This is a genomic window from Paracrocinitomix mangrovi (assembly GCF_019740355.2).
Taxonomy (GTDB): Bacteria; Bacteroidota; Bacteroidia; order Flavobacteriales_D; family Crocinitomicaceae; genus Paracrocinitomix; species Paracrocinitomix mangrovi.
On record NZ_CP091819.1, the window covers coordinates 294,748 to 321,533 of the forward strand.

The window sequence follows — 26,786 nt, forward strand, 5'->3', positions numbered from 1 at the left end:
AATGTGCTTATTTTTCGACTGATAGCACGATTATTGTAACGAATTTCTAAAACGGTTAGATGAGAAATTACTTTCACTTTTTATTATTGATGTATTCAATGTTGTTGAGCATTAATGCCAAATCACAAGATGAAGAGGTTAATGTTGTTATTGCAACAGGAATAAATTTATCACAAGCCCAGGCGTTTAGTCCGGATAATAAAATTGTAGCGCAAGCCTTGTATAATACAATTACATTTTGGGATGTTAAAACCGGTAGAATGCTCAGAAAAGCTAACTATACAAATGGTTTAACTCAAGTTACAGATACTATTTGGTTTTCAGAAGACAGTAAAAAGTTGATAGTTGGATTGGCTGTTTCAAATGATGTATTTGAGATGGATTGTGCTACCGGAAAATCAACCCTTGTTAAAGGACCTCCATTTGACTATTCTACTTATAAATACATTCAACCTATTAGAACAAGTTCTTCACTTCATCTATACAGTGGAAGTAAAGAGAATTTGAAGTTTCCTTCTCCGGATGGGAAAAGTGAATTGATCTATAAAGTCATAAAAAATCCATTAGGTAATTCAAATGTGATGCCTAACGCATTTGAAATCTATGTGAAAAGTGGAAATAAAATGTCTGATCCTTTGGACACCGTTTATTATGCCATGTTCTCTTTCAGCAATGATTCAAGATACGTTTTTTTAGAAGAGGATATTGTTGATTTAGAAAGTGGTAGGATAGTAAGTAGCTTGGTGAAAGTGCCCTATTCTGGGAAATCAATAATGTTTTTACCGGGTACAAAAACGCCCGTAACTTCTGGCGTAAATAATATTCGTATTTGGGATTTTCCGGATATGGTAGATATTCCAATTGAAGGAATGGTAAATTTTATGCCTATTCACAATAGTAGCCTTGTTGTAGCGGAAACTTTTGATATTGAAAAGGAGGAAAGAACATTTTTCATTGTTGACCTAACAAAGAAAAAAAGAGTAAGTAAAAGAGTGCGTACTAATCTTACCGGATACTTATATGATGTCTCACCTGATGGGAAAAGATACAGTTTTATTGAAATTAATAAAGCCTCTGTTGACGCTCCTGTGACGTACCAACTTAGTATTTGTGATATTGATAATAATAAGGTTGACAGGGTAATAAAGAATACAACTAAGGTTTTGTTTACTGCTGATCCAAACATTGTAATTATTGATTCAATAGGATCTTACAACAGAAAATTAAACCTTACAACCGGTGAAACTAAATTGTTTCCGGACATGGAAAATGCAATTGGTTCAGCAGCATATCAAGTATCTGACAACCACAAATACCTTATGGGGACAAATGGGATAGGTCAGGATGAGGAAGGTAATTATTTGAATGACGTATATATCTGGAATATTGAAACAGAAGAAGTTGTATTTAAAACAACTATTCCCGGTATTAATATCTCAGGATTCAATTTGAGTAAAGATGAGCAATACGTTGTCTTGTCAACATCTCACAAATTTGACATTCTTGTTTACAATTTCAAAACAGGTGAAAAGGTACATACACTTTCAGCACATAACGCAATTGTAGATATCAATAGGTTTTCAGATGACGGAACTCGTCTTATTTCTTCAGCTTTAGATGGTACAAGAAGAATTTGGAATCTTGAAAAGGGACATGAAATGGTGAGTTTAATCAATACAGGTCCAAAAGATTTTGCCATTGTAACTCCAAATCAATATTACTATGCTACGAAAGGAGCAAAGAAGATGATCCACTTTGTGAAAGGTTTACAGATTTATCCTTTCGGTCAATTCGATTTAAAGTATAACCGTCCTGATATTATTATAAAAGACATGGAGGCTAGTAACCAGGGATTAGTAAAACCTTTCTACTATGCTTATCAAAAAAGATTGAAAAGGCTAGGGTTTACTGAAGAAATGTTAGATGGATCTTTCCATATGCCTTCTGCAGAAATTGTAAACAAAGAGAGTATTCCTGTGACAACTAAAACCGGAACAATTAAACTAAATATTGCAGCAAATGATGAGCAGTTTAATTTGGACAGGTTAATTGTACGTGTCAATGAGGTTCCAATTCATGGTAAAGATGGAGTGAGTTTGAGAAATAAAAAACTGTCAAAGTATAACAACGAGTTAGATATCGTTTTATCTGAAGGGAAAAACGTTATTGAAGTGAGTGTGTTAAATGAAAAAGGGGTAGAGTCAATTCCTTCTAATGCAGTGATTGATTACGAACCTGAGCAGTCTACAAAACCTAATCTTTACCTTTATACATTGGGGGTTTCAGAATATGAACAGGCTGATTTTAATCTGAACTACGCAGCCAAAGACGCGTCTGATATTCAACAATTGTATTCTTCAACCAAGGATGTCTTTAATCAGGTGATTTCAAAGAAAATGACAAATGAGGGAGTAACCTTAGAATCTTTGCAAGCCATTAAAGATGAGCTAATGAATACAAATGTAGATGATGTGGTATGTTTGTTTTTTGCTGGGCATGGAATTCTTGATGTTGAACTGAATTACTTTTTAGCTTCTCATGATATTGATTTTAAAGATCCCGGAACAAGAGGAATTCCTTATGAAGCATTTGAAGATATTTTGGATGACATCCCAGCCAGAAAAAAGTTGATCATGATTGATGCATGTCACTCAGGTGAAATTGATAAAGAAGAAGTTGCGTTAATTGAAAGCGAAGGTCAAAACCAAACTGAAGAAGGAGATGTGACATTTAGAGCAGTTACTTCAACTACATTACAGCAAGTTGGCTTAAGTAATAGCTTTGAGTTAATGAAAGAGTTGTTCAATGATGTAAGAAAATCTTCAGGAACAGTGATCATTTCTTCGGCAGGTGGAATGGAGTACGCCATGGAAGGTGGTGATTGGAATAATGGAGTATTCACTTATTCATTTTTAAATGGAATTCAAAACATGAAAGCTGATCTGGACCAGGATGGTGTAATCATGTTAAGTGAAATGAACAATTACATCCGAGATGAAGTATTCCGTTTAACAAATGGTAAACAACAGCCTACTAATAGGGCAGAGGTGCTTGATCAAGATTGGAGAATCTGGTAATAACTAGTAGATTATTTCGTAGTTAACAGTATCAAAAGGAGTCATGTAAACTGAGTCTGTAAATGTTTGACCACCTGTAACATTGAACACCGTGAATTTTAAATACTGATCGGCTGTATTTGAATAAGTAATGGTAGAATCTACAATCCCGTTGATGATATTGTAATCCTGTTCAATGCAATTCTCGCAACCTGTTCTGTATGTATAAAAAACCAATTTTATCTCATCTGTTTGGCTTGAAGGAACTGCATTTTGTACATGGAATTGAACCCATGATTGAGCATCCATTCCTGTATCCACTACGTTGGGATGATCTGCAGTTACATTGGTTGAGTATAAAAGTATTTCCTCTTTATAATAGCCGTCTTTTTTGAAAATCACTTTAAACTCAGTGGCTTTATCACGAGCAAATGATATACTGTAGTTTCCAGAAGCATCAGTTGTTGATGAACCTGCAAATGAAAAATTACTGCTTGAGACACTGTTGTTAAACAGTTTTTGTGAAACTTCAACTGCTACACCTGAAAGAGCTTGCTGGTCTGGAATATAATTAACGTTTCCTTCAAATGTATATTGAATTGGATCCTTTTTACATGAAGCCAAAATCAACATGATCAATATTGCCAAATACCATTTCACTTTACAAATTTAACACCTTTATGTTTCGCTAGCAAATAATATGTTTTAGCCAGGCTAACTCAATTGTTAATATTCTCCTAAATTTTCAAACTTTTTAAAACTCCATTATGATTAATCATCAAAATCGCGTAAATTAGTGTAAATCCGTAACCATATGCTTAAGCAAGTTTTATTTACATTTATTGTGGTCATAGCCTTTACTCAAACTACCTTGGCCAACGATTTTCCACCGGATACTTCAAAATCTGAAATGGTGTATGATATGCCAGAACAAATGCCTGAATTTCCAGGTGGATCAGATGCCATGGAAAGATTTATTATTGACAATATCAAATATCCTCCACTGGCAAAAGAAAAGAGAATTCAAGGAAAAGTTTACGTGCAGTTTATTGTTGAAAAAGATGGACAGTTGACAGAGATTAAAATTAGACGTGGAGCCCATGAATTACTTGATCAAGAAGCAATAAGGGTCATTAAATTAATGCCAGAGTGGAAACCTGGATCAATGAGAGGAAGAACTGTAAGAACAAGATACACGGTTCCTATTACCTTTGCACTATCATAATAATGAGATATTTAAAATGAAGAAAATTATTACAATCCTTTTATTATTCATTGGTTCATTGAGTTTTGCTCAAAATGAAGTACACAATGTTGTAGATGTATATCCTGAATTTGTAGGTGGTCAGGAAGCTATGCTCAAGTATTTTGATCAAAACTTGCAGTATCCTGAAACGGCGAAAGCCAGCAATGTGGAAGGAATGGTGCATTATACATTTGTTGTTAATGCAGATGGAAGCATTTCTGATTTAACTTTGATAAGTGGAGTGAATGCCGAATTGGATGCTGAAGCCAAAAGATTAATTGAAGAAATGCCCGCCTGGACTCCGGGTAAAAAAGACGGCCAAAATGTTCGGACTTTAATGAGACTTCCTGTAGATTTCAAACTTTAATTCTTGATTAGCACGGTTTTTGATATGATTTAAGTGTGAAAAACCTGTTTCCACTTTTAGTTTTGCTCAGCTTTAGCTGTTTTGCACAGAACAATGTGCAGACAGATACCATTTATTATGGTAAAGAGCTCAATGTAGATTCTTTGAAAAAGTTAATTAATTCAGAGGATGATCCTTTGGAGATTCAAGATGAATTGATTGAAGAAGAACAAATAGTTGAACTTGGAGGAGCGGCAGATCCCGAATTTCCTGGTGGAGAAAGAGCTCTATTTGATTTCATTCAAAATAATCTGGTGTATCCTGATACCTCAATTAATATGGGACATCAAGGGATTGTTTACATTCAATTTATTGTAGAAAGAGATGGTGCAATCACCAATGTGAATACCTTAATGGGAGTAGATGAATTTATTGATAAAGCAGCAGAGGATGTAATTAGTAAAATGCCAAATTGGATCCCTTCATGTGATAACAAGGAGTGTTATAGGGTAAGATTTACATTACCTATTACCTTTAGACTGGGATGAGATTATTAATGATTTCCATATTGATATTTGCTTCAAATCAACTGTTTGCCCAGCTTGAAGAAATAGATTCCATGTTTATTGATATTGAATTGGAAGATTTAGATTCATTGAAAATTAATGAACCTGAAAACGGACTAGATCAAATTTGTCTTTGTTTGATAGATCCTGAATTTCCTGGAGGAACAGATGCTCTTGCATCATACATTCAAAACCATATTAATTATGACAATATTCCTTCTGAAGCAAAAGGAATTGTTTATGTACAATTTATTATTGATGAAGAAGGTAAAGTGACGGCACCCGAAATAGTGAAAGGAATTAGTAATGAGTTGGATAGGGTAGCAATTGATGTAGTTGCAAGTATGCCTTTATGGATTCCCGGTTCCAAGGGATGTAAAAATGTAAAATTCAAATACACATTACCTGTTCATTTTATTCCCAAAGCGTAAAAACACGCAACGATTAACTAAAATTTAAATTCTTTGATTAGTTTTACTGCTCAAATTTTGCACCCATGAAACTAGTTATTAGCCTGTTATTGGCTTTGTCATCATTTTATAGCATTGCCCAAACTGAAGATTTTATTGTCGATTTTGCAGAAGTAGATCCTCAATTTCCGGGTGGGGAAGATGCCATGAAAAATTTCATCAATCAAAACATTGAATATCCTTTAAAGGCTCAAGCTGAAGGAGAGCAGGGAATTGTTTATGTTCAATTTGTTGTACAGAAAGATGGTCAGATTAAAGATGTTAAGATTCTAAGAGGTGTTTCTGAAAATTTGGATAAAGCTGCCGCTCAAGTGGTGAAAAAGATGCCTAAATGGACTCCGGGTACACAAAGTGGAAAAAAAGTGAGCGTAAGATATACTTTACCAATACACTTCAAATTAAATCCGGGTGACCAAAGAAAAGCGAAGAAAAAATTGAGAGGTAACGAAAAACCGGAGAGCAATCCTCATGTGATTGATTATTAATCTCCTTGCAATAGATCAGGTCTTTTTTCTTGAGTTCTCTTTAAACTCTGTTCATGTCTCCATTCTTCAATCTTAGGTAAGTTGCCGGACAAAAGAATTTCAGGAACTTTATATCCTTTATAGTCTTCTGGTCTGGTATAAACCGGAGGAGCCAGTAAATTGTCTTGAAATGAATCGGTTAGGGCAGAGGTTTCATCATTCAATACTCCTGGGATTAATCTTACTATGGCGTCTGTTAATACAGCTGCAGCTAATTCTCCTCCCGAAAGAACGTATGATCCTATTGAGATTTCTTTAGAGACAAATATATCCCTGATGCGTTGATCAACTCCTTTGTAATGTCCACTGATGATGATGATGTTTTTCAAGGATGACATTTGATTACAAATCCCCTGATCTAAGACTTCACCGTCCGGAGTCATGTAGATGATTTCATCATATTTTCTTTCTGACTGGAGTTTTTCAATGCAATCGGCAATTGGTTGAATTGTCATTACCATACCTGCTCCGCCACCGTACTGGTAGTCGTCTACACTTTTTTGTCTGTGTGTTGAGTAATCGCGAATGTTGTGTAGGTGAATTTCTGCTAATCCTTTCTCTTGAGCTCTTTTCATAATAGAGTCGTTAAAAGGACCTTCCAGTAGTTTAGGTAATATGGTTAAAATGTCAATTCGCATCAAACAAAGTTAAAGACCAAAATAAACTGTCATAAAGAATATGAGAGAAAATAAAAAAGCAGATAATGCTACTTTCTTTAATTCAGGATCAAATTCAGCAGGAAGTTGAATCTTTGCTACTTTTCTCAAGTGTAAAACATGAATGGCTAGCACAGGTGTAAACATCAATAAAACAAGCCAGTTTCCTTTTAAATCATCACTCAACATGATAACTATTGGTACCCAAAAAATACCAAATAAGATGTAATGATAAACTTTGCTAACGCCAAATCCCAATCTAACGGCCAATGTTTTTTTACCAACTAATGAATCGTTTTCACGATCTCGCATATTGTTAAGATTGAGAACCGCAGTACTTATAGCTCCCATCATTACACCAAATAAAATGGCTGGATAGTAAAGGATTTGATGATGTAAATAAAAACTGCCAAATACACCTAATAAACCAAAGAATAAGAAAACAAAAAAGTCACCTAATCCTAGATAACCATATGCTTTTTTGCCAACGGTGTAACCAATTGCACCCAAAATTGCCAGAACACCTAAGATTAAAAATTCAATAAATATTTGCTCAAAAGAACCAAAGGCTACATAAAGCAATGCAATTCCTGAAATTAGCGATAACAGAGCTGTGATAATTACCGCTTTAAGCATTTGACTGGAAGAAATTATTCCACTCTGTACAGCACGCTCAGGACCAATTCTTCCTTCATTATCTGCTCCTTTTTTACTATCGCCATAGTCATTAGCAAAGTTGGATAAGATTTGAAGTAGGAGAGTGGTGAGCAATGTCAATCCAAAAATGTCCCATCTAAACGAACCGGATTTTGTTCCAAACATGGAACTTAGCATTTTTCCATACAATGAATAAGCAAGTCCATTTCCCACAATAATCACACTAAAACTCAAAGGCAAGGTTCTGAGTCGCATGGCTGATATCCAAGCTTTAGTTTTACTCATATTTATCTCCCCAAAGGTTTTTTATCGTTTGTGCAATTTCTTGCTCTTTTTTAGATGACCCGGCATCAAAAAAATTGGTACCTACAATTTCATCCGGCATAAATTCCTGATTAACAAAATTGTTTGCTCCATCATGAGAATATTTGTAATCTTCTCCATATCCCAGATCTTTCATCAGTTTTGTAGGAGCATTTCTCAAGTGAAGTGGTACCGGTAAATTTCCCGTTTGTTGTACAACAGCTTGCGCCTTTTTTATAGCCATGTATGAACCATTTCCTTTGGGCGAACTGGCAAGGTAAACTGTGGCTTGAGCCAAAACTATTCTACCTTCAGGCCAACCTATTTTATTAATGGCATCAAAAGCTGCATTCGCCATCATCAAAGCGTTTGGATTTGCTAATCCAATATCTTCAGATGCAGATATTATTAATCTTCTTGCAATGAATTTTGGATCTTCACCACCTTCAACCATACGGGCTAGCCAATATAATGCTGCATTAGGATCTGAACCTCTGATAGATTTAATAAATGCAGAGATGATATCATAGTGCTGCTCACCATCTTTGTCATATCTAGCAATGTTTTGTTGCAATACTGAAGTAACTGCTTTATCTGTAATTTCTACTTCAGCTCCTCCAATTTGTGAGATGACCATTTCTAGACCATTCAGCATTTTTCGTGCATCACCACCCGATATTTTAAACAAAGCTGAAGTCTCCTTCAGTTGTACCTTGTATTTTTTTAGTTCGGCATCTTTTTCAATTGCACGATTTAAGAGTTCAGTCAATTCTTCAACTGAATGTGATTTTAAAGTATACACCTGACATCTTGATAAAAGGGCAGATATTACTTCAAAAGATGGATTTTCTGTAGTAGCACCAATCAATGTGATAATTCCTTTTTCAACAGCTCCTAACAAAGAATCTTGTTGAGACTTGCTGAATCTGTGAATTTCATCAATGAATAAAATGGCATTGCTCCCTCCAAATAAACCTTGTGAGTTAACCTTGTCAATAATCTCTCGAATATCTTTTACACCAGAGTTAATGGCAGACAATGAATAAAAAGGTCTATCAACTGTATTGGCGATAATTTGTGCAAGGGTAGTTTTTCCAACTCCTGGAGGACCCCAAAAAATCATGGAAGGAATATTTCCTGAGCTAATGGTTTTTCTTAAACCTGTACCTTCTCCTAAAATATGTGATTGTCCAATGTACTCTTCAAGAGTAGTTGGTCTCATTCGTTCGGCTAAAGGAATTGCACTCATGATAGCCTCAATTTACAGATTATTTAGAAGATGGACGTTGGTGTTTCCAACGTTTATGTGACCAAAGCCAACTAGCAGGTGTTTTGTGAATCAGCGCTTCTAGTTGTTTTGTATAACGGTCAATGATAACACCATCCTCAACTTCTTGAGGTTCTATGCAAACTTCAGAGAATTCAACTTCATAATAACCTCTCTTAACCCTTTTAGCATATCCAAATACTACTGCATAGTTGAATTTCTTTGCCAATTTTTCAGGTCCGGTACTCCAGCCTGTTTCCTGGTTTAAGAAAGTGTTCCAATGAGCTAATTCTTTATTTGATGGAGATTGGTCATTTACAATAACCACCATTCTCTTTTCGTCAACTTCTTCTTTGAAAAATGGAATCAATTGTTTTGTCTCAATTAATTGCATACCATTTCTTGTTCTTGACTTATAAATAATTCTGTCGTAGAATCTATTTTTTAATGGCTGGTAAACAGAGAAAGTTTTATAAGGAACCTGTTGAGGCAAACTTAATGCATAAAATTCCCAGTTGTTGATATGTCCACATGTAACAATTATATTTTTCCCTTGTTTATATAATTGATCAATGTATTCAGGATTTTTAATGTGCGTTCTTTTCAATAATGCTTTATTACTGATGCTTACAGCTTTGATACTTTCAAAAATAAAGTCAACAAAACGCTTGTAAAAATCTTTTTCTATCTTCTTAATTTCAGAAATAGATTTGTCAGGAAAGGCTTTGGTTAGATTATTGCGAACCACAGCACGTCTATAACGTACAACGTAATATGTCAAAAAACCAACTATACTTGAATAGAAGTAAAGTATCCCTAAAGGTAGGTACGACAGTGGTTTAAGAATAAGATAAAATAATATACGATCAGCAATTTTAACCATTCGCCTCAAAAGTGTAAGCGTGCAAATTTACAAGTATAGGTTAATTGACACACAATAATTACACGAATTATTATAAATAAATAGCAACTAATAAAAGAACAGTGGCTAAACAACTGAAAACATTAATTTTGTAGAAGGAAAAAAATATGAGGAAGATCCTGCTAATATTGTTTTTGTTTGTCAGTTTTATCGCTTTAAGCGGAAAATTGAATAAAGCATTTGAAGCTCTTGAGATTTACAATTATTTTGAAGCAAAGCGTTTGTTTGAAAAATCATTGAAAAAAAATCCGGTGCCGGCTGCTTATGGATTGAGCATTATTTATGCAAGAAATGATAATCCATTTTCAAATCTTGATTCAGCCTACAGTAAAATCTACCTGGCATATACTAAGTTTCCTGAACTAAAAGAAAATCAGAAAGACAAGTATAAAAAGTTCGGTGTAGATAGCTTGACAATCATTAACCAGAGAGATTTGGTTTCTAAATTATACTTTGAAAGGGCCGTATCTGTCAATTCAATTTACGGCTTTCAAGATTTTATTGATAAAAATAAATGGAGTGTTTATTTGGATTCAGCTACTCTTTTAAGAGATGAGCTAGCCTATCAAAAAGCTATTAATTCAGGAAAATCAGAAGATTTTGAGTTTTTCATAGCCGCTTATCCTGAATCTAGTTTAAAAACGGATGCTCAAGAAATGCTTGACAAGACATTGTACATTGAAAAAACACACAAAAACAGTTTTATTGATTATGTGAATTTTGTCAAAGAACATCCTAACAGTCCTTATAGAGGTGAAGCAGAAGATAAAATCTATCAGATATCAACAAAAACAGGAACAGCTGAGAGCTATAGAACTTTTATTGTGGATTTTCCAAACAATAGAAATGTAAAAGAAGCCTGGAAACGTCTTTACAATGCTAAGTTGGAGGATGATTATTCATCTGAAAGCATCATGGAATTTAAAAACCAATATCCTGATTACCCTTTTCAAAAAGAGCTGATTTTAGAATACAATATGGCAGATAAAGTATTGTATCCAATTATGTCATCAGGCAGTTGGGGGTATTGTGATTGGAGTGGTTATTTAGTAATTCAACCTGTTTATGGGACAGCAGAATGGTTTCAAGAAGGATTGGCAGTTGTTGAAAGAAAAGGAAAGTACGGCTATATCAATAAACTTGGGAATTTGATTATTGAAGCAAAATTTGATGATGCGCTTCCATTTCATGAAGGACACGGTTTGGTTGAAATAGATGGTAAATGGGGAATGGTGGATAGAAATGGAGTGTTTGTTATTGAACCTAAATATGAGGATTTAGGAAATCTAAATGATGGCCTTTGTTATTACTTAGAAGAAGATTTGTATGGCTATTTTGACGATAAGGGATTTGCCAGATTGAAACCGCAGTATACAGAAGCATATGACTTTGAAGATGGTTTAGCTGTTGTTAGTAACAATGATTATTACGGAATCATTGATGAATACGGGACTACTCATGTGCCATTTAAATATGAGGATTTATATTATTTATCAGAAGGGAGATTTGCAGCTTTGCTTGAAGATTTCTGGGGAATAATAGATAATAAGGGAAAAGTGCTGCTTGATTTTGAATACGATTACATTGGCAAATATCTAAACGGTGTGTCTATTATTGAATTAGAAGATCAATTTAATTATGTAGACAAAGAAGGTAAGATTTTATTATCCCAATGGGTTGATACTTATACAGAGTATAGAACTTTTGCCATGTTTAATAATGGATACGCAAAAGTGTCTTCTGACAAAGGGTTTAACCTAATTGATACGCTTGGAACTAAGTTATTTAAAACAGATTGGGAGGATGTTGGTTATTATAGCGACAGAATAGCTGTAAAGAAATCTGGGAAATGGGGCTATGTTAATCCAAAAGGACAAAAAATAATTCCATTTGAATTTACTTATGCATATAGTTTTAAAGGAAAATCAGCAGTAGTCCAGCAATCACCTTTTTATGGTGTAATTAATAAAAAAGGTGAATTTGATATTGATCCACTTCAAGAAGAATTAGTTCAATTAAACGATACAGTTTTTGTAGCTAAAAGTCTTGGGAAATACGGACTTATAAGCAGTAAAGGGGATACTTTGTTGCCTTATAATTATGTTAAAATAGAACCAATTGACGAGAAAATTGTAAAAGTAGAAGAGAACAACGAGCTTTATTATTATAATTATAGTACTCAAAAGTTTATAAGAAAAGAAGATTGATGGACCAGTTTCTGGATTACATAGAGAAGTACAAATTCGCCATTTTTGGTACGATTGGGATTCATATCCTCTTTTTCTTTTACGCCAATTTTACCACACTAAAACAACCTTATAAAATCTATCAGGAAACAACCGAGATTTATATTCCATTGGAAGATATTGAAATGGATCCTGAAATAATGAAGATTTTAGAAGTTGAGAAAAAAGAGGGAATAGCTGAAGAAGTAACTAATATTTCAGCTGATCAAAATGACAAAAGAGACAAATCTTTTGAAAATTTCTCATCTCAGGAATTGGATGAACAAGTTGAAAACGAAGCTAAAGCTTTAGAGCAACAGTATTTTGATGAATGGGCTTCAACACATGACAATTCAGGAGATAATAGTTCATCTGCATCTGATAAAGATTCCCAATTGGATAAAAAAAATAACTCCAATAACATCAACAACAGAAACATGGACTCTGACGGAGCAAATGCTGTGGCAGGTGAAGTAATGGTGTCGTACAGTTTAGATAATAGAAAGGCGCATTCTTTGCCGCGTCCTGGTTATACTTGCAATAGTTCAGGAACTGTAGTTATTGATGTTAAAGTTGATCAAGCCGGAAATGTTAAAAGTGCATCTGTAAATACTTCTCGTTCAAACGGAGCAACTGAATGTATGATTGATAAAGCACTTACATATGCTAAAAAGTCTAGATTTAATTTTAGCAATAAGGCTCCCGGATCTCAATCAGGTACTATCACTTATAAATTTGTAAGTAAGTAATGGCTTTGAAAGATTTCATCAGAAAGTCAACTCCCGGCTTTATTTTAGATTGGAACAGAAGGCGCAAAAAGAAGAGAAGAAATGCGCAGTTGATGAAGCAGAAATCTGATGCTAAAGCTATAACTACTCAAGATTTAGTAGATGATCTAAAATCTATAGGCATTCAAACAGGGGACACTGTTTTGGTGCATTCTAGTTTAAGCAAAATTGGTTATTTGGAAGATGGACCTAAAACATTCGTTGATGCCTTGTTACAAGTGGTGGGTGAAAATGGTAATATCCTGATGCCAACATCTCCCAATGCAGTTTATCAATTAAATTATATAAGAAATACTCCTTTTTTTGACGTAAAGAATTCTCCTTCAAAAACAGGGAAAATTACTGAATACTTCAGAACATTACCTGGTGCTGTGAGAAGTATTCATCCTACAGAACCCGTAAGTGCCTTTGGACCAAGAGCTAAATACTTTACTGAAGATCATTTTGGTCAAATAACACCTTATAATGAGAACAGTCCTTTTTACAGAGTATCTGCTGAAAACGGAAAAATTCTATATGTTGGTGTCACATTAGACAATGCAGGAACCAATCTACATACCTTAGAGGATGCCGTTGATTTTAAGTTTCCTATTTACTATCAGGAAATCTTTGATTTTAAAGTAATAGATGAAAAAGGTGAAGAGCATTTAATCAAAACTAAGGTTCATGATCCTGAATGGTCTAAAAAAAGAAAATGTGATGAACTCATTCCCATGTTTGAAGAGGCCGGAGTGATGAAAAAAGTTAAAATAGGTCAGGCACCTACATTAATAGTTGATGCAGCCGGATTTTTTACTGTAATGAAAGAACAGTATAAAAAGAATGGTGTTACAATGTACACTCCAAAAGGAAGCTAAATGAAACTTCCATCTCCATTACAAGAAATAAAATCACCATTGTTTGAGGTAAAATCCTTGAAGGTTTATGTTAAAAGAGATGATTTGATTGATCCAATCATTTCTGGCAACAAATGGCGAAAGTTGAAATTCAATGTGGAGAAATTCAAATCAGAAGGTTTTGAAAAGATATTGACCTTTGGTGGAGCTTATTCTAATCATATTGCTGCAACAGCCAGAGCAGGTAAGGAGCTTGGAATTTCAACCATAGGTATTATTAGGGGAGATGAATTGTCATCCTTATCAAATCTAACCTTACAACAGGCAAGCAATGACGGGATGGAATTGGTTTTTACAAGAAGAGAGGAATATGATTTACGCGAAGAAAAATATTACCATGAAGAATTGCGAAGAAGACATGGTCATGTTTGGATTGTACCAGAAGGAGGGGCTAATTTTTACGGTGTGCTGGGTTGTGAAGAAATCACAAAAGAAATAAAAAGTGATTTGGGTACATCTGCAGATTATCTCATTACTGCTTGTGGTACTGGAACAACTGCTACAGGATTATTGTTGGGAACCCCTAAGGTAATAGGAGTTTCAGCTTTAAAAGGTGGTGACTTTATAATTGACAATATCTACCAATTACTTTTTTATTTCGGTTTTGATAAAGAAATGCAACAAGATGTTTTGAGCAGATTTGATTTGCAAACTGAATATCACTTTAACGGTTACGCAAAATACAATGAGGATTTAATTGACTTTATTAAGCAATTTCAAACTCAATTCAATATTCCTCTGGAACAGGTGTATACAGGAAAAATGTTTTATGCATTATTTGATCTTATTGAGAAAGATTATTTTCCCAAAGGATCAACTATTATTGCACTTCATACAGGTGGTTTACAAGGAAAACTGCCTATTCTTTGATTGAATAATCAAATTCACCGTACCAATCATCTTCATTTGGTTTAAGGTGAAACACAGGTTCAAATTTTTCTTTATGAAAGAATGTAGAAAACATCAACATATATGATTTGTGTTTCTTCTTGATGTCAAAAACACGTTCTTCAGTAACATCCTTAAAAATGTAGTAAAGCAATTCAGAACAATAAAACTCATCAGTAGAATACATGCTAAAGTGATGATCAAAAGGAACTGATTCATCTAAATAATGCCAGGCTCTTTCTGATACTTTTGTTCCGGCAGAGTCCATAAATACTGGTCTACAGATATAGAGCATTGAGTCGGCAGCATACTGTACAAATTCATCAATAGAGCAAATTTGAACTCCATCTACTGATCCTTCATTAGCAGAAGCTCCTAATGTGTGGATAACCTTCCAATCTTTTCCGTCTTGTACCACCACACCACAATGAGAATACTCTTCCTTGGTTGTATTCATTAAATGATAGGATAGTGGACCATTTCCTTTTCTTAGGATACAATCTCCAGATTGCAGATTATCATAAACATCTGCAGGCAAAGAAGGTGGAACATGCACATACTTTTTAGTGTTGTCTGCCACAGGTGCATCACTGCATGAGTAAAGTGACGCTAATAAAAGTGTAAATAGGAATAAGTACTTTTTCATTTTTGTTTTGGCAATAAAAAAACCCGCTACAAAAGTAACGGGTTTTTTTAAAATAATTGTAACCTGAATTACTCAGCAGAGTCACCTCCACCAAGATCCATGTTCATATCTTTAGCGTATTTAGATACTTTCCACTCTCCTTCAACTTTTTTCAAGTCGTAGTTGAAAGTCATATCTCCCATAACACCTCTTGTTTCTTCACAAGTACAAGTAGCTGTTTCACCATCTTCTTGGCACTCAACTTTTTTAATTTCAGAATCGTAAGGCTCACATCCTGAGTCCATTGATCCTTCAACGTTTGATTTTGCGTCGTCGATTGCCATACCTAATGCTTTTTCGCAATCTCCGTCAGCCATAGCTTTAGCGAATGATCTTGTAGCATCTTCAGCTGATCCTCCACCACCGCAAGCAGTCATTACTAAACCAGCAACTGCTCCTACTAATAAAGTTCTTAATTTCATAACTTGGTTTTACTTACTTAAATATTAATTACCGTGCAAATATATACTCATTTTCTATAAATCAAAATTTTTTTCAAATAAAAGATGTTTTTTTGATTTTGAAGATCGTAACTTTGCGCTTTCAACTGATATGACTGCATTTGCAGTTGACTAATTTTAAGCAGAATATTTAAGCTATGATTCAGGTAAGCAATCTTACTTTACAATTCGGAAAACGAGTATTATTTGAGGACGTTAATTTAAAATTTGTAGATGGTAACTGTTACGGGGTGATTGGAGCCAATGGTGCAGGTAAGTCTACGTTTTTAAAAATATTAACAGGAGAACAAGATCCTAATAAAGGAAGTGTATCTATTGAGCCTGGAAAAAGAATGGCCGTGTTAAAACAAAATCATTATGAGTATGATGATTATACAGTTTTAAATACGGTGATGATGGGACACAATGAATTGTGGAAGATCATAGAAGAGAAAGACGCTCTTTATGCAAAACCTGATTTTTCTGATGAAGACGGAATGAGAACTGCTGAATTAGAAGCGCAGTTTGCTGAAATGGATGGATGGAATGCAGAGACTGATGCTGCAACATTATTAAGTAGTTTAGGTATTAAAGAAGATTTGCATTATATGCAAATGTCTGAAGTTCCTGCCGAGTTAAAAGTACGTGTATTATTAGCACAAGCTTTATTTGGTAATCCAGATATTCTAGTACTGGATGAGCCAACCAATGATTTGGATATTAAAACCATTACCTGGTTAGAAGACTTTTTGTTGGATTTTAAAAACACGGTGATCGTAGTATCTCACGACCGTCACTTTTTAGATACAGTATGTACGCATATTTGTGATATAGATTATAGTAAAATCAACTTGTTTACCGGTAACTATACTTTCTGGTATAAGTCTTCTCAATTGGCATCCAGACAAATGGCTGATAAAAACAAGAAGATGGAGGATAAAAGAAAAGAGCTTCAAGAGTTCATTTCTAGATTCTCTGCCAATGCTGCTAAATCTAAACAAGCAACTTCAAGAAGAAAATTATTAGAAAGATTGCAATTGGAGGATATAAAGCCTTCAAGTAGAAAGTATCCAGGAATTATTTTTGAACAAGAAAGAGAAGCTGGAGATCAAATTTTACACGTTGAGGGATTAGCCAAATCTCAAGATGGTGAAGTTTTATTTGAGGATTTAAATATCAATGTTGCAAAAGGAGACAAGATTGCATTCATCTCTAAGAACAGTAATTCAATTTCAGCCTTTTTTGAAATTATTACAGGTAATCTTGAACCGGATGCCGGAAGTTATCATTACGGAACTACTATTAAACATACTTATCTACCATCTGAAAACTCAGATTATTTTAAGGAGAATGTTGACTTAATCAATTGGTTGAGACAATACGCTACAACGGATGAAGAGAAAGAAGAAGTGTATTTAAGAGGATTCTTAGGTAAAATGTTGTTTTCTGGTGAAGAGGCTACCAAAAGTGCTACAGTACTTTCTGGAGGAGAAAAAGTAAGATGCATGATTTCCAAAATGATGTTTGGTAGAGGAAATCTTTTGATTTTGGACGAACCTACTAATCACCTTGATTTGGAATCTATTACTGCTTTTAATAACGCATTGATAAATTTCCCAGGTACAGTGTTGTTTTCATCTCATGACCATGAGTTTGTTCAAACAGTTGCTAGCAGAATCATTGAATTCACACCTAAAGGAAATCTTGATAAGTTAATGTCATATGACGACTACTTGGCTGATGAAAAAATTCAGGAACAAGTAGAAGAGATGTACGCTTAATCAAATTTGATTTTATCAAAAAGCTAAAAGAATACTATAAAAAGTACGGTAAGTACTTTGTAGATATTTGGCAATACCTGTTGATTATTATAATTTTTATAATTGCTGCACTTTTTGTGCTTTGATATTCAGCAACTTAATGTTTTTTACTTGCAAATACCCTTTTTGTGGTATTGCATAGAATCATTCTAAATAACATCTTTGTATTCATGAATGATTTATCAAATATCATCCACTTTGATCCTTTTCTTTCTGAAGTAGATTTGGTAAATGCTTGCGGCAAAAAGAAAAAATGCTGTAAAAAATATAAGCGTAAAGGTAAGCACTGCGGTGGTTGTCCTAAACGTTAATTCATTTTCCTTTTAAAGTTTTATTTAGTAGAATTTAATCATTAATATTATTGATTAATGTCAGGTATGTTCATCTATACATATATGATATTTATACCCTAAAACTTTTGAACTAGTGAAAAGAAAAAGGATAGTAAAATCAATAGTTTGGTCAATTGTTGCGCTCTTAGCATTGGTACTAATCTATTTCCAATTTATTCGTAAACCCGATCCTATCATAAATTTTAAATTGGAAACCATTCAAAATGAAGCTTTGTACTATGAAGTGTCAGCAACTGGAACCATTCTTCCTGAAAAGTCAGTTGATGTAGGTACACAAGTTTCAGGTCAAATTTCAGAGATTTATGTAGATGTAAATGATGAAGTGAAGAAAGGTCAATTACTGGCAAAAATGGATACTCGTAGTATGGTTATATCTCTCAAAGAAAGTCAGTCAAACTATGAGCGTTCAAAATTGGCGGTAGAACAAACCAAGCGAACTTATGAGCTGGAAAAAAAGTTATTTGAGCAGGGAGCGTCATATGAAGTTGCCTTAAATAAAGCCAAAGATGCTTATGAAAGTGCAGTAATTGCATTGGATCTTGCCAAAGTTCAACAACAAAAAATCAAATTAAATCTCGGATATGCTGAAATTGTTTCGCCAATTGACGGAGTAGTAATATCTGTCAATGTTAATGTAGGCCAAACAGTAGCAGCAACATTTACATCCCCAACGCTATTTTCAATTGTGAATGATTTAACTAAAATGAAAATTGAAGCAAGTGTAGATGAAGCAGATGTAGGAAAAGTAAAAAGAGGGCAGGAGGTTAAATTTACTGTTGATGCCTATCCTGAAGAAGAATTCATGGGTGTTGTTGAAGAAGTTCAAATTCAACCAATTGTAGTGCAGGGAGTGGTAACGTACAAGACGATTATTTTAATTGATAATCCCGATCAAAAATTATTACCGGGAATGACTGCAACATTGTTGATCAAAACGGATGAACATCCTGTTTCTAAAACAATTCCGAATGCGGCACTTTCTTTTGATCCTAATAATTTAGATTGGAAAATCTTAAAGAAACAGGGCTACAAAATGACAGCAGTTGAATCAGACTCGGTAGAATCAATTTGGGTATTAAAAAATAAAATGTTTTCAGAGATTCCAGTATCTGTAGCTTATACAAATGGTATCAGATCAGCAATTGAAGGTGAGGTTACTGAACAAGATTCTGTAATAACCTATTGTAGAATTCAGCTTTCAGAAGATGAAAATGAAGGCTTATTCAATGGGAACTAAGTAAAGGATGGGCAATTCAGATTTTGTCATAAAAACAGAAGGAATCACCAAAGTATTTAATCCTGGAGTGAACGAAGTGAGAGCTTTAAGAGGGATTGATTTACAAGTAGAAAACGGTGAATTTATTTCGCTCATGGGATCCAGTGGAAGTGGTAAATCTACCTTGCTTAATATTTTAGGTTGTCTTGATAAACCTTCAGAAGGGAAGTATTATCTAGATGGTCAGGATGTAAGTCAACTCAAAACTTCAGAATTATCAAAAATCCGAAATAGAAAATTTGGTTTTGTTTTTCAATCATACAACTTACTTAAGAAAACCACAGCACTTGAAAATGTGGAACTTCCATTGCTCTATAATCCAGATTTTTCATATGCCAATAGAAAAGCAAAAGCAAAAGAAGCTTTAGACAGAGTTGGTTTAGGAGATAGAATCTATCACAAGACAAATGAATTGTCAGGAGGGCAGCAACAAAGAGTTGCCATTGCCAGAGCGTTAATTAATGATCCAGTGGTGATTTTTGCAGATGAACCTACCGGTAATTTGGATACTAAAACCAGCTATCAGGTAATGGAATATTTTCAAGAGTTAAATAATTCGGGTAAGTTGATTGTAATGGTGACCCATGAGCCTGATATCATGAAATTTTCAAAAAGAAAAGTTGTGTTACAAGATGGGCTCATTATAGAGGATGAAAAAATTGAAAATCCTAACAATGCCAGTGAAATGTATAAAAACCTGTATGCTGAATGAAAGCCATTGATCTCATAAAGTCTGCTTTTCGTTCTATAAACAGAAATAGAACCAGATCATTACTGACAATGTTGGGGATAATTATTGGTGTGGGATCAGTAATAGGCATGATGGCAATTGGTAAGGGGTCTGAAGAAAGCATTAGGTCTGAGCTTGGCAAATTGGGAACAAACATGATCATTATCTCACCAGGTCCTGATAGAAGAGGAGGTGTAAGGGTTGATGAGGCTAATATGGATGTTTTGAAAGAGAGGGATGTTGCATCAATTTCTCAGAACTGTGATAAGGTAAAGTACATTTCTCCCCTGGTTCAAACGAGATCACAGGTCGTAGTTGGCTCTAATAATATGCGTACAAATGTAATAGGGGCTTATGAAGATTATTTTGTAATTAACAACTACATGGTGAGTGACGGTCAGCTTTTTGATGCTAAAACCGGTAAATCTTTTCAGAAAATATGCGTGATTGGAAAAACAGTAGCACTTGAATTGTTTGATACAGAAGAGGAAGCTGTAGGTTCAATTATCCGATTAGATAAAATTCCTTTCAGAGTAATTGGCGTGTTAGAAGAAAAAGGACGAACCTTTGGAATGGATAGAGATAATCTGATCATAGCACCGTTTCAAACAGTTCAAAAAAGAATGCTAGGTGTAAATTATGCGCATCAAATATTGGCATCTACAGATTATGAAGATGACGTGGAAGAAGCTAAAACTCAAATAAATGATCTGTTTATAAACGAACTCAAAAAGCAGAGTGGAGGAGAACCATTATTCAACATTCAAACTCAAAAAGAGCTGATGGATATTATGGGCTCTATTACAGGGATTCTAACACTTTTGTTGGCAGCGATAGCTTCAATTTCGTTATTGGTTGGGGGGATTGGGATCATGAATATTATGCTTGTTTCAGTGACAGAAAGAACCAGAGAAATTGGTTTAAGATTGGCAATTGGAGCGCCAACACGAGTAATTTTACTTCAATTTTTAATCGAATCAATTGTGCTGAGTTTGATTGGTGGGATGATAGGTATTTTTCTTGGGCATTTAATAGCACAGATAGCAAGTAAATATCTTGGAGTACTCGCAATAGTCTCAATAGATTCAATCCTATTAGCTTTTGGATTCTCGTTTATGGTTGGAGTTTTGTTTGGTTATTTTCCTGCACGTAAAGCAGCTAGATTAAATCCGATTCAGGCTCTAAGGCATGAATAATTAAATGTTGCTGAGAAAAAACTTTCGCTCTTCAACTGTTGGTAAAACACAATGTGCGTCTTTTATTTTATGCCTTCTTTTTGCGATTGCATTGTAAAAAACATCACGTATGAATTTAGGAACGATATAAAATGCCATCATAAGTGGATAGCCTCCTTTTAACCCTTTACAAATCTGCAGAGCTGCTGAAGAACGATCGTAAAGTTTTCCATTTTTGATGAAATAAATGGTATCAAGATTTATTTGGATATTCTTTTCACCAAGTTTTTCTTTGGCGTAATCTGATTGCAATGGGACAAAATAAAAATCCGTTTTTCTCTTGTCAAGAATAAACTGCACAGATGTGTTGCAAAAGCCACAATCACCATCATAAAAAACTATTGGATCTTTCTTAGTTTCCATCTCTTACAAAATTACTTAATTTTATGGAGACGAATAAAAATACGAAAACATGAAATTTGGAATATTATTATCCGGTTGTGGAGTTTATGACGGAGCAGAAATACATGAAGCAACTATGGCTATGTTGGCAATTAAAGAATCAGGTCATGATTATCAATGTATCTCAGTAGATAAGAATCAATATCATGTTGTCAATCATCTTACGGGAGAAGAAATGAACGAAACCAGGAATGTAATGGTGGAGTCAGCCAGGATAGCAAGAGGGGATATTAAGGAAATCAGTGAAATTAATCCAAGCGACATTGATGCCTTAGTAATTCCGGGAGGTTTTGGATCAGCCAAGAACTTTTCAACTTGGGCTTTTTCAGGACCTGAAGGAGAAATTGACCCCAAAGTAAAGCTGTTAATAGTTAATATGGTTAATGTAGGGAAACCCATTTGTGCATTATGTGTAAGTCCTGTAGTTGTTGCTAAGGCACTTCAAGGGTCAGATGTTCATGCTAACCTAACCTTAGGAACAGATGCTGAATCATCACCATATGATATACCGGGTTTTAATGCAGGAATTGAAAGTGTTGGAGCTGTAGCAGAAATGAAAACCGTAAGAGAGATTTTGGTTGATCATGGAAATAATATAGTTACTGCACCTTGTTACATGATGGATGCAGATATATTGGAAGTTAGAAATAATGTAAAACAAGCGATAGAAGCTACTATCAAATTAATGTAATCAATTATGAAGTGGTTAATCTCAATTGTATTATTGCCGTTTACTGGATTTACACAAGTAAATACTCCTACCTGGGGCATTGAAGATACTGTATTAATAATTAGTAAAACTACCGATTTTGGACCCGTGCATGATTATTTGGCTTTAACCAATAATTCTGGTCAGGATTTGAATATGAGATGGATTTGCCATGAGCCACAAAGCTGGCCAACACTATGGATTACAGATTTTACAGATCCTAGCAATTCATTTGATGATGTGCAGCATTTAGATAGTTCAGACTTCGTTTTATTGAATCCGCCTGAATGGAACAACAAGTTAATTATTGGTGTGCAACATCAATCATTTGCTCATACGGATACGTTGAAATTTAAAGTGTTTCCGGTGGATTTTCCTGAAGATACATTGTGGTTGTATTACATCATAGAGGTAGCGCAAGGAAATGCCTGGGCAAATATTGAAGATGAAGATGCTGATCAAATACTACAATTCAATGCTACAACCAATCAATTAAGCTGGACTAGCAGTGGTTTGAATCCGAAAATTGAAATTTATAGCTTGTCTGGACAGCTGGTTAAACAACTTGAATCAAACGAGAATAGTTTAATTATTTCGGATTTAAAAAAGGGAGTTTACATTGTGAGATATCAAGACGGTAAAGTAGAGGAGAAGCTCAAGATTTCAATCGTCAATTAGTATTCACCCAGTTTAAATAAAAAGCTGTTGGTTTTATTATCCTTACAACTTGAATTGAATGATTATCTTTGCGCTCAACTTTTATCGAGATGAAGAAATTATACAAATGGCTTTTAAACACTATTCCAAGACCATGGCTCATTAGGTTGAGTTATGTTTTTAGAGTTTTTGCTCCATTGTTTTACAAAGGAAATAATGTTGAATGTCCTGTTTGTGAAAAGTCATTTCGTAAATTTTTATCTTACGGATCAAAGGTGAAACACAGAGATAATGTACTTTGTCCTTATGATTTAACTTTAGAAAGACACAGATTAATGTGGCTTTATCTGAAAGAAAAAACTGATTTCTTTACTAAAGAAAATCTCAGTGTAATGCACATTGCGCCTGAGCAATGTTTTCATAAGAAATTCAAGCATCAAAAGAATTTGAAGTATACAACAGGTGATTTAGTTTCTCCAATTGTTGATATGCACTTTGATTTGCATGACATTCCTTTAGAGGATAACCAATATGAGGTGATCTTCTGTAATCACGTGATGGAACATGTTAAAGATGATTTGAGATGTATGCAAGAATTGTTGCGTATTATGAAGCCCGGAGGATGGGGAATTATGCAGGTTCCTATTGATCATACTAGAAATACCACATACGAAGATTGGTCAATTACTTCACCGGAAGAAAGAGAGAAACACTTTTGGCAATATGATCATGTTCGATTATATGGAACAAACTATCCTGATAGATTGCGTGAAGCAGGATTTGAGGTAGATGTGGTAGATTACTCTAAAGAAATGCCTGAAGAGCAATTCAATCGTTACAGAATACCAAAAGAAGAGTTGCTGTACGTTGTTAGAAAGCCTCAGTCCTGAACGAATTCTTGCAACATTCTAAGTCCGTGTTGATAAATGAGTGTATTGTCTTTATCATCCACAGACTCCTTTTCATTAACTGTTTCTGATAAATCAGGCTCTTCTTCTGAAGGAAACTCTTTTTCTTTATGAAGTTTGCGAATACATTTCCCGTCGCTATCATAATAATAACGTTCTTCAAAAGCTACAATAGTTTTTGCTTCACCTCCACGGTTCCATAATTCTTCTTCTGTTATCTCCAATTCTTCTGCTGTATACATTTCTCCCGGACCACTTCCTTCTGTGAAGATAAAAAACAACTGACCTTCATGAAAATAATAGGATGTAATGGCATATGCCCAATCATATGAGGCTTGCTCTTCAAATTTTATATAAGAATTTGATATCGTATCAAAGTATCCGAAAACTTCAACGTATCCTCCTATAACATATTCACTATCATTAAAGTCTTGTAAAGTATCAACTCTGCAATTTTCCAATTGTGATTCAATTGAAGCATACCATTTTCTGATATCTTTTATTCTTTGTTCTTCGTCCTGACTAAAACTGTTGAAACTCAACAATACTAATAAAAATGCAATAGGTTTCATGTGTGTTTTTCTTTAAATGAAAGGTATGAAAAAGACTCGTTGATTGTACTTTAAAGGAATTAAAATCTAACACCAATCACGCAAATGTCATCTAACTGTTCCAAATCACCTTTCCAATCTTTGAATTCTTGTTCAATAATCTGGCCAATTTCTGTCATTGATTTGGATTGATTATCAATTATTAGGTTTCGGAATCTGGCATGTTTGTATTTTTTACCATCCGGTCCTCCAAATTGATCCATAAAACCATCAGAGAAAAGATAAATGGTGTCCCCCGTGTTTAGTAGGGTTTCTTGAAGTTTAAAATCAGTAGCTTTCTCAAAATTACCGATAGGTTGTTTGTCGGCATTTAATACCTCTAATTCACTGTTTGATCTTACAATATAAAGTGGATTGTTTGCGCCGGAAAAATTCAATGAAACTGTGCTGTCATTGTTCTTTTTTAATGAGATCAATGCTATGTCCATTCCATCTTTTACAACACTATTAGTAGCTGCAAACGTATCAATAACAATTCCTCTTGTTTTATTCAATATTTGATCAGGTTGGGTGATATCAAATTCTCTTACCGCTCTATTAAGAGCATTATTACATACAACTGATACCATTGCTCCCGGAACTCCATGTCCGGTACAATCCGCAACAGCTAATAGAGTAGTATCACCTTTTTGGGTCATCCAATAAAAGTCACCTGAAACCACATCTTTTGGAGCAAAAAATACAAAACCTTGATTTAAAATCTTTTGCATGTCTTCGTTAGAAGGTAATATAGCATCTTGGATTCTTTTGGCGTAACTTATTGAATCAGAAATTTCTTTATGAGTTGATGCCAATGCTACATGTTGCTTTTCAATTTCTTCTTTTTGTGATTCAACTTCTTGCTTTTGATCATTAATTTTCTGGTTATCTTTTTTCTTTTGTTGGTATGATCTAATGACTACTAAGAAAAGAACAAACAGTAATCCAAGTCCTCCAAAAAGAGCATAGTTCTGGGTTTCTTTCTCCTTTATTTTTACTTCCTGTACTTCTTTTTCTTTGGCATGTTCAAGACTGTCCTTTAAGGCAATTTTTTGATACTCATATTGCATGGTCTTTTTCATGACAGATTGGGTGCTCTCAATACTTTTAACTTTGTCTTTCATATCCATATACAAATCAGCATATTTCATGGCTTTTTCAAAATCACCCTTAGCTCTATATATCTGCATTAAGGTGCGAGAAGAATTTTCAATGTCTGCAGGAAATCCAAGTTTTTGAGCAATTTCAAGACTTTGTAGTCCAGTATTTTCTGCCTCTGAAAGATTGCCCATTTGTAAATAAACATTGGAAAGATTATTAAGACTGGTGGTAATACCTACCTCAATTTGAGCTTCAGACCACAGTTGATATCCTTTTTGATAGTATTGATGCGCTTTGCCATAAATTTCTTCTTCAAAATAAATGTCACCGATATTGTCATAAGACATGGCAATTCCTCTTACATCATTGATTTCTTGTCTGATTTTCAAACTGGCTTCATAATATTCCAAAGCTTTAAATGGTTGATGCGAGTTTTCATAAATAGTACCAATGTTATTGTAACTCATGGCAACACCCTCTTGATCACCTATTTCCTTTTTGTATGCTAAACTCTTACTATGAAATTCCAAAGCCTTTGAGGTATCTCCAATGATACTGTAAATAACTCCCAGATTATTGTAGTTGGTTGAGATTCCTTCTTTATTGTGGATGCTTTCATAAAGTTCTAATCCTTTATGGTAATAATCCAATGAACGCATAAGTTCACCTTTCTCATCATAATAAAAACCAATATTACTTACAGCTCCGGCCAAAAAATAAGTCAATTGATCTCTTTTTTGCTCATTTGTTTCGTAAGTCAGTTTATTAATTGACTCATTAAGCATGAATTCATTATACTTTGGCCAAACAAGTGGATTCCAACAGCGGTCAACAATGAACTGAATTTGTTTCAACTTTATAGAATCATCTTCTGCAGAATGGTACTTTGTAAGTAGGGTGTCCAGTAACTCCTGATCAACTTCTGGCAAAGATTCATATTCAAGAGAATCAATTAGATAGAAAGATTTGTCTGCAAAATTTTGACTCCACAGTTGAGCAGGATTATTGAATATAATCCACAAAAAAATGAAATAATAGCCAAAAAAATGACGCAATGTGTACTGGTTTAT

28 protein-coding genes are annotated in these 26,786 nt (G+C 34.3%); 18 read left to right on the forward strand and 10 right to left on the reverse strand.

The annotated features are described in order from the left end of the window. The first annotated feature begins 59 nt into the window (after positions 1–59). Positions 60–3,077, forward strand: a complete 3,018-nt coding sequence (locus K6119_RS01285; RefSeq protein WP_221834348.1) for a caspase family protein — start codon at positions 60–62, stop codon at positions 3,075–3,077. Between the two features lie 3 nt (positions 3,078–3,080). Here the strand turns inward: K6119_RS01285 and K6119_RS01290 are convergent, their stop codons facing one another. Next, positions 3,081–3,716, reverse strand: a complete 636-nt coding sequence (locus K6119_RS01290) for a hypothetical protein (RefSeq protein WP_221834347.1) — start codon at positions 3,714–3,716, stop codon at positions 3,081–3,083. 154 nt (positions 3,717–3,870) lie between these two features. Here K6119_RS01290 and K6119_RS01295 point away from each other — a divergent pair, with 154 nt between their 5' ends. From K6119_RS01295 to K6119_RS01315, 5 genes are all read left to right on the forward strand, one after another. After that, positions 3,871–4,281: an energy transducer TonB gene (locus K6119_RS01295; RefSeq protein ID WP_221834346.1), complete on the forward strand. Its 411-nt coding sequence runs from the start codon at positions 3,871–3,873 to the stop codon at positions 4,279–4,281. 16 nt (positions 4,282–4,297) lie between these two features. Then, the gene (locus K6119_RS01300) at positions 4,298–4,669 is read left to right on the forward strand and encodes an energy transducer TonB (RefSeq protein WP_221834345.1); all 372 of its coding nucleotides are present in this window, start codon (positions 4,298–4,300) and stop codon (positions 4,667–4,669) included. Between the two features lie 35 nt (positions 4,670–4,704). Continuing rightward, the gene (locus K6119_RS01305; protein ID WP_221834344.1) at positions 4,705–5,196 is read left to right on the forward strand and encodes a TonB family protein; all 492 of its coding nucleotides are present in this window, start codon (positions 4,705–4,707) and stop codon (positions 5,194–5,196) included. Continuing rightward, positions 5,193–5,645, forward strand: coding sequence for an energy transducer TonB (locus K6119_RS01310; protein WP_221834337.1), 453 nt, complete (start codon positions 5,193–5,195; stop codon positions 5,643–5,645). The genes K6119_RS01305 and K6119_RS01310 overlap by 4 nt, the downstream gene beginning before the upstream one ends. 65 nt (positions 5,646–5,710) lie before the next feature. After that, positions 5,711–6,169, forward strand: coding sequence for an energy transducer TonB (locus K6119_RS01315; protein WP_221834334.1), 459 nt, complete (start codon positions 5,711–5,713; stop codon positions 6,167–6,169). Here the strand turns inward: K6119_RS01315 and trmD are convergent. Genes trmD through K6119_RS01335 form a run of 4 tightly spaced genes read right to left on the reverse strand, consistent with a single transcriptional unit; the run spans position 6,166 to position 9,974 of the window. Further along, on the reverse strand, positions 6,166–6,846 hold the full coding sequence (gene trmD / locus K6119_RS01320) for a tRNA (guanosine(37)-N1)-methyltransferase TrmD (protein ID WP_221834332.1): 681 nt from the start codon (positions 6,844–6,846) through the stop codon (positions 6,166–6,168). The two genes, K6119_RS01315 and trmD, sit on opposite strands and share 4 nt — an antisense overlap. Positions 6,847–6,855: 9 nt before the next feature. Next, on the reverse strand, positions 6,856–7,806 hold the full coding sequence (gene menA / locus K6119_RS01325; protein ID WP_221834330.1) for a 1,4-dihydroxy-2-naphthoate octaprenyltransferase: 951 nt from the start codon (positions 7,804–7,806) through the stop codon (positions 6,856–6,858). Continuing rightward, positions 7,799–9,073: a replication-associated recombination protein A gene (locus K6119_RS01330; RefSeq protein ID WP_221834329.1), complete on the reverse strand. Its 1,275-nt coding sequence runs from the start codon at positions 9,071–9,073 to the stop codon at positions 7,799–7,801. Before K6119_RS01330 ends, menA begins: the two co-directional genes overlap by 8 nt. Positions 9,074–9,092: 19 nt before the next feature. Further along, positions 9,093–9,974, reverse strand: a complete 882-nt coding sequence (locus K6119_RS01335) for a lysophospholipid acyltransferase family protein (RefSeq protein ID WP_221834328.1) — start codon at positions 9,972–9,974, stop codon at positions 9,093–9,095. A 146-nt stretch (positions 9,975–10,120) separates the two neighbouring features. Between K6119_RS01335 and K6119_RS01340 the strand changes: the two genes are divergently transcribed. Genes K6119_RS01340 through K6119_RS01355 form a run of 4 tightly spaced genes read left to right on the forward strand, consistent with a single transcriptional unit; the run spans position 10,121 to position 14,792 of the window. Continuing rightward, on the forward strand, positions 10,121–12,220 hold the full coding sequence (locus K6119_RS01340; RefSeq protein ID WP_221834327.1) for a WG repeat-containing protein: 2,100 nt from the start codon (positions 10,121–10,123) through the stop codon (positions 12,218–12,220). Next, complete coding sequence (locus K6119_RS01345; RefSeq protein ID WP_221834321.1) at positions 12,220–12,987, forward strand: energy transducer TonB family protein; 768 nt, start codon at positions 12,220–12,222, stop codon at positions 12,985–12,987. Before K6119_RS01340 ends, K6119_RS01345 begins: the two co-directional genes overlap by 1 nt. Beyond that, positions 12,987–13,883, forward strand: a complete 897-nt coding sequence (locus K6119_RS01350) for an AAC(3) family N-acetyltransferase (RefSeq protein WP_221834319.1) — start codon at positions 12,987–12,989, stop codon at positions 13,881–13,883. Before K6119_RS01345 ends, K6119_RS01350 begins: the two co-directional genes overlap by 1 nt. Next, positions 13,884–14,792, forward strand: coding sequence for a 1-aminocyclopropane-1-carboxylate deaminase/D-cysteine desulfhydrase (locus tag K6119_RS01355; RefSeq protein ID WP_221834317.1), 909 nt, complete (start codon positions 13,884–13,886; stop codon positions 14,790–14,792). It abuts the gene before it with no gap. Here K6119_RS01355 and K6119_RS01360 read toward each other — a convergent pair. Together K6119_RS01360 and K6119_RS01365 are read right to left on the reverse strand one after the other, a co-directional pair. Beyond that, entirely contained in the window at positions 14,782–15,456 is a 675-nt protein-coding gene (locus tag K6119_RS01360; RefSeq protein WP_221834315.1) for a YiiX/YebB-like N1pC/P60 family cysteine hydrolase, read from the reverse strand. The genes K6119_RS01355 and K6119_RS01360 overlap by 11 nt on opposite strands. Before the next feature lie 68 nt (positions 15,457–15,524). Further along, positions 15,525–15,917 (reverse strand): hypothetical protein, encoded by a 393-nt coding sequence (locus K6119_RS01365; protein ID WP_221834313.1) that lies wholly within the window; start codon positions 15,915–15,917, stop codon positions 15,525–15,527. A gap of 176 nt (positions 15,918–16,093) precedes the next feature. Here K6119_RS01365 and K6119_RS01370 point away from each other — a divergent pair, with 176 nt between their 5' ends. The 5 genes from K6119_RS01370 to K6119_RS01390 all read left to right on the forward strand — a co-directional run bounded on the left by K6119_RS01370 (position 16,094) and on the right by K6119_RS01390 (position 21,310). Then, complete coding sequence (locus K6119_RS01370) at positions 16,094–17,716, forward strand: ABC-F family ATP-binding cassette domain-containing protein (RefSeq protein ID WP_221834311.1); 1,623 nt, start codon at positions 16,094–16,096, stop codon at positions 17,714–17,716. Positions 17,717–17,925: 209 nt separating this feature from the next. Next, positions 17,926–18,066 carry a hypothetical protein gene (locus K6119_RS01375; protein ID WP_221834309.1) on the forward strand — a complete coding sequence of 47 codons (141 nt, stop codon included), beginning with the start codon at positions 17,926–17,928 and terminating at the stop codon, positions 18,064–18,066. A gap of 115 nt (positions 18,067–18,181) precedes the next feature. Continuing rightward, complete coding sequence (locus K6119_RS01380) at positions 18,182–19,345, forward strand: efflux RND transporter periplasmic adaptor subunit (protein WP_221834308.1); 1,164 nt, start codon at positions 18,182–18,184, stop codon at positions 19,343–19,345. Between the two features lie 7 nt (positions 19,346–19,352). Further along, positions 19,353–20,096 carry an ABC transporter ATP-binding protein gene (locus K6119_RS01385; protein WP_221834306.1) on the forward strand — a complete coding sequence of 248 codons (744 nt, stop codon included), beginning with the start codon at positions 19,353–19,355 and terminating at the stop codon, positions 20,094–20,096. Beyond that, complete coding sequence (locus K6119_RS01390; RefSeq protein WP_221834304.1) at positions 20,093–21,310, forward strand: ABC transporter permease; 1,218 nt, start codon at positions 20,093–20,095, stop codon at positions 21,308–21,310. Before K6119_RS01385 ends, K6119_RS01390 begins: the two co-directional genes overlap by 4 nt. Here the strand turns inward: K6119_RS01390 and K6119_RS01395 are convergent, their stop codons facing one another. Beyond that, entirely contained in the window at positions 21,311–21,712 is a 402-nt protein-coding gene (locus tag K6119_RS01395; protein WP_221834302.1) for a thiol-disulfide oxidoreductase DCC family protein, read from the reverse strand. Positions 21,713–21,761: 49 nt separating this feature from the next. On the opposite strand from K6119_RS01395, the gene elbB reads away from it, so the two are divergent. The 3 genes from elbB (at position 21,762) to K6119_RS01410 (ending at position 24,007) form a co-directional block, all read left to right on the forward strand. Further along, positions 21,762–22,442 (forward strand): isoprenoid biosynthesis glyoxalase ElbB, encoded by a 681-nt coding sequence (gene elbB / locus K6119_RS01400; RefSeq protein ID WP_221834300.1) that lies wholly within the window; start codon positions 21,762–21,764, stop codon positions 22,440–22,442. A 6-nt stretch (positions 22,443–22,448) separates the two neighbouring features. Beyond that, on the forward strand, positions 22,449–23,138 hold the full coding sequence (locus K6119_RS01405; protein ID WP_221834298.1) for a T9SS type A sorting domain-containing protein: 690 nt from the start codon (positions 22,449–22,451) through the stop codon (positions 23,136–23,138). An 89-nt stretch (positions 23,139–23,227) separates the two neighbouring features. Beyond that, positions 23,228–24,007 carry a class I SAM-dependent methyltransferase gene (locus K6119_RS01410; RefSeq protein WP_221834296.1) on the forward strand — a complete coding sequence of 260 codons (780 nt, stop codon included), beginning with the start codon at positions 23,228–23,230 and terminating at the stop codon, positions 24,005–24,007. Here K6119_RS01410 and K6119_RS01415 read toward each other — a convergent pair. Both K6119_RS01415 and K6119_RS01420 read right to left on the reverse strand, forming a co-directional pair. After that, positions 23,998–24,597: a hypothetical protein gene (locus K6119_RS01415; protein ID WP_221834294.1), complete on the reverse strand. Its 600-nt coding sequence runs from the start codon at positions 24,595–24,597 to the stop codon at positions 23,998–24,000. The genes K6119_RS01410 and K6119_RS01415 overlap by 10 nt on opposite strands. A 59-nt stretch (positions 24,598–24,656) precedes the next feature. Then, complete coding sequence (locus tag K6119_RS01420) at positions 24,657–26,771, reverse strand: tetratricopeptide repeat protein (RefSeq protein ID WP_221834292.1); 2,115 nt, start codon at positions 26,769–26,771, stop codon at positions 24,657–24,659. Positions 26,772–26,786 lie beyond the last annotated feature (15 nt).

Excerpts from the sequence above, each read along its gene's own strand:
- K6119_RS01285 (WP_221834348.1), top strand. The coding sequence starts at position 60 with ATGAGAAATTACTTTCACTTTTTATTATTGATGTATTCAATGTTGTTG.
- K6119_RS01295 (WP_221834346.1), top strand. The coding sequence starts at position 3,871 with ATGCTTAAGCAAGTTTTATTTACATTTATTGTGGTCATAGCCTTTACT.
- K6119_RS01300 (WP_221834345.1), top strand. The coding sequence starts at position 4,298 with ATGAAGAAAATTATTACAATCCTTTTATTATTCATTGGTTCATTGAGT.
- K6119_RS01310 (WP_221834337.1), top strand. The coding sequence starts at position 5,193 with ATGAGATTATTAATGATTTCCATATTGATATTTGCTTCAAATCAACTG.
- K6119_RS01315 (WP_221834334.1), top strand. The coding sequence starts at position 5,711 with ATGAAACTAGTTATTAGCCTGTTATTGGCTTTGTCATCATTTTATAGC.
- trmD (WP_221834332.1), bottom strand. The coding sequence starts at position 6,846 with ATGCGAATTGACATTTTAACCATATTACCTAAACTACTGGAAGGTCCT.
- menA (WP_221834330.1), bottom strand. The coding sequence starts at position 7,806 with ATGAGTAAAACTAAAGCTTGGATATCAGCCATGCGACTCAGAACCTTG.
- K6119_RS01330 (WP_221834329.1), bottom strand. The coding sequence starts at position 9,073 with ATGAGTGCAATTCCTTTAGCCGAACGAATGAGACCAACTACTCTTGAA.
- K6119_RS01335 (WP_221834328.1), bottom strand. The coding sequence starts at position 9,974 with ATGGTTAAAATTGCTGATCGTATATTATTTTATCTTATTCTTAAACCA.
- K6119_RS01340 (WP_221834327.1), top strand. The coding sequence starts at position 10,121 with ATGAGGAAGATCCTGCTAATATTGTTTTTGTTTGTCAGTTTTATCGCT.
- K6119_RS01345 (WP_221834321.1), top strand. The coding sequence starts at position 12,220 with ATGGACCAGTTTCTGGATTACATAGAGAAGTACAAATTCGCCATTTTT.
- K6119_RS01350 (WP_221834319.1), top strand. The coding sequence starts at position 12,987 with ATGGCTTTGAAAGATTTCATCAGAAAGTCAACTCCCGGCTTTATTTTA.
- K6119_RS01355 (WP_221834317.1), top strand. The coding sequence starts at position 13,884 with ATGAAACTTCCATCTCCATTACAAGAAATAAAATCACCATTGTTTGAG.
- K6119_RS01360 (WP_221834315.1), bottom strand. The coding sequence starts at position 15,456 with ATGAAAAAGTACTTATTCCTATTTACACTTTTATTAGCGTCACTTTAC.
- K6119_RS01365 (WP_221834313.1), bottom strand. The coding sequence starts at position 15,917 with ATGAAATTAAGAACTTTATTAGTAGGAGCAGTTGCTGGTTTAGTAATG.
- K6119_RS01370 (WP_221834311.1), top strand. The coding sequence starts at position 16,094 with ATGATTCAGGTAAGCAATCTTACTTTACAATTCGGAAAACGAGTATTA.
- K6119_RS01375 (WP_221834309.1), top strand. The coding sequence starts at position 17,926 with ATGAATGATTTATCAAATATCATCCACTTTGATCCTTTTCTTTCTGAA.
- K6119_RS01385 (WP_221834306.1), top strand. The coding sequence starts at position 19,353 with ATGGGCAATTCAGATTTTGTCATAAAAACAGAAGGAATCACCAAAGTA.
- K6119_RS01390 (WP_221834304.1), top strand. The coding sequence starts at position 20,093 with ATGAAAGCCATTGATCTCATAAAGTCTGCTTTTCGTTCTATAAACAGA.
- K6119_RS01395 (WP_221834302.1), bottom strand. The coding sequence starts at position 21,712 with ATGGAAACTAAGAAAGATCCAATAGTTTTTTATGATGGTGATTGTGGC.
- elbB (WP_221834300.1), top strand. The coding sequence starts at position 21,762 with ATGAAATTTGGAATATTATTATCCGGTTGTGGAGTTTATGACGGAGCA.
- K6119_RS01405 (WP_221834298.1), top strand. The coding sequence starts at position 22,449 with ATGAAGTGGTTAATCTCAATTGTATTATTGCCGTTTACTGGATTTACA.
- K6119_RS01410 (WP_221834296.1), top strand. The coding sequence starts at position 23,228 with ATGAAGAAATTATACAAATGGCTTTTAAACACTATTCCAAGACCATGG.
- K6119_RS01415 (WP_221834294.1), bottom strand. The coding sequence starts at position 24,597 with ATGAAACCTATTGCATTTTTATTAGTATTGTTGAGTTTCAACAGTTTT.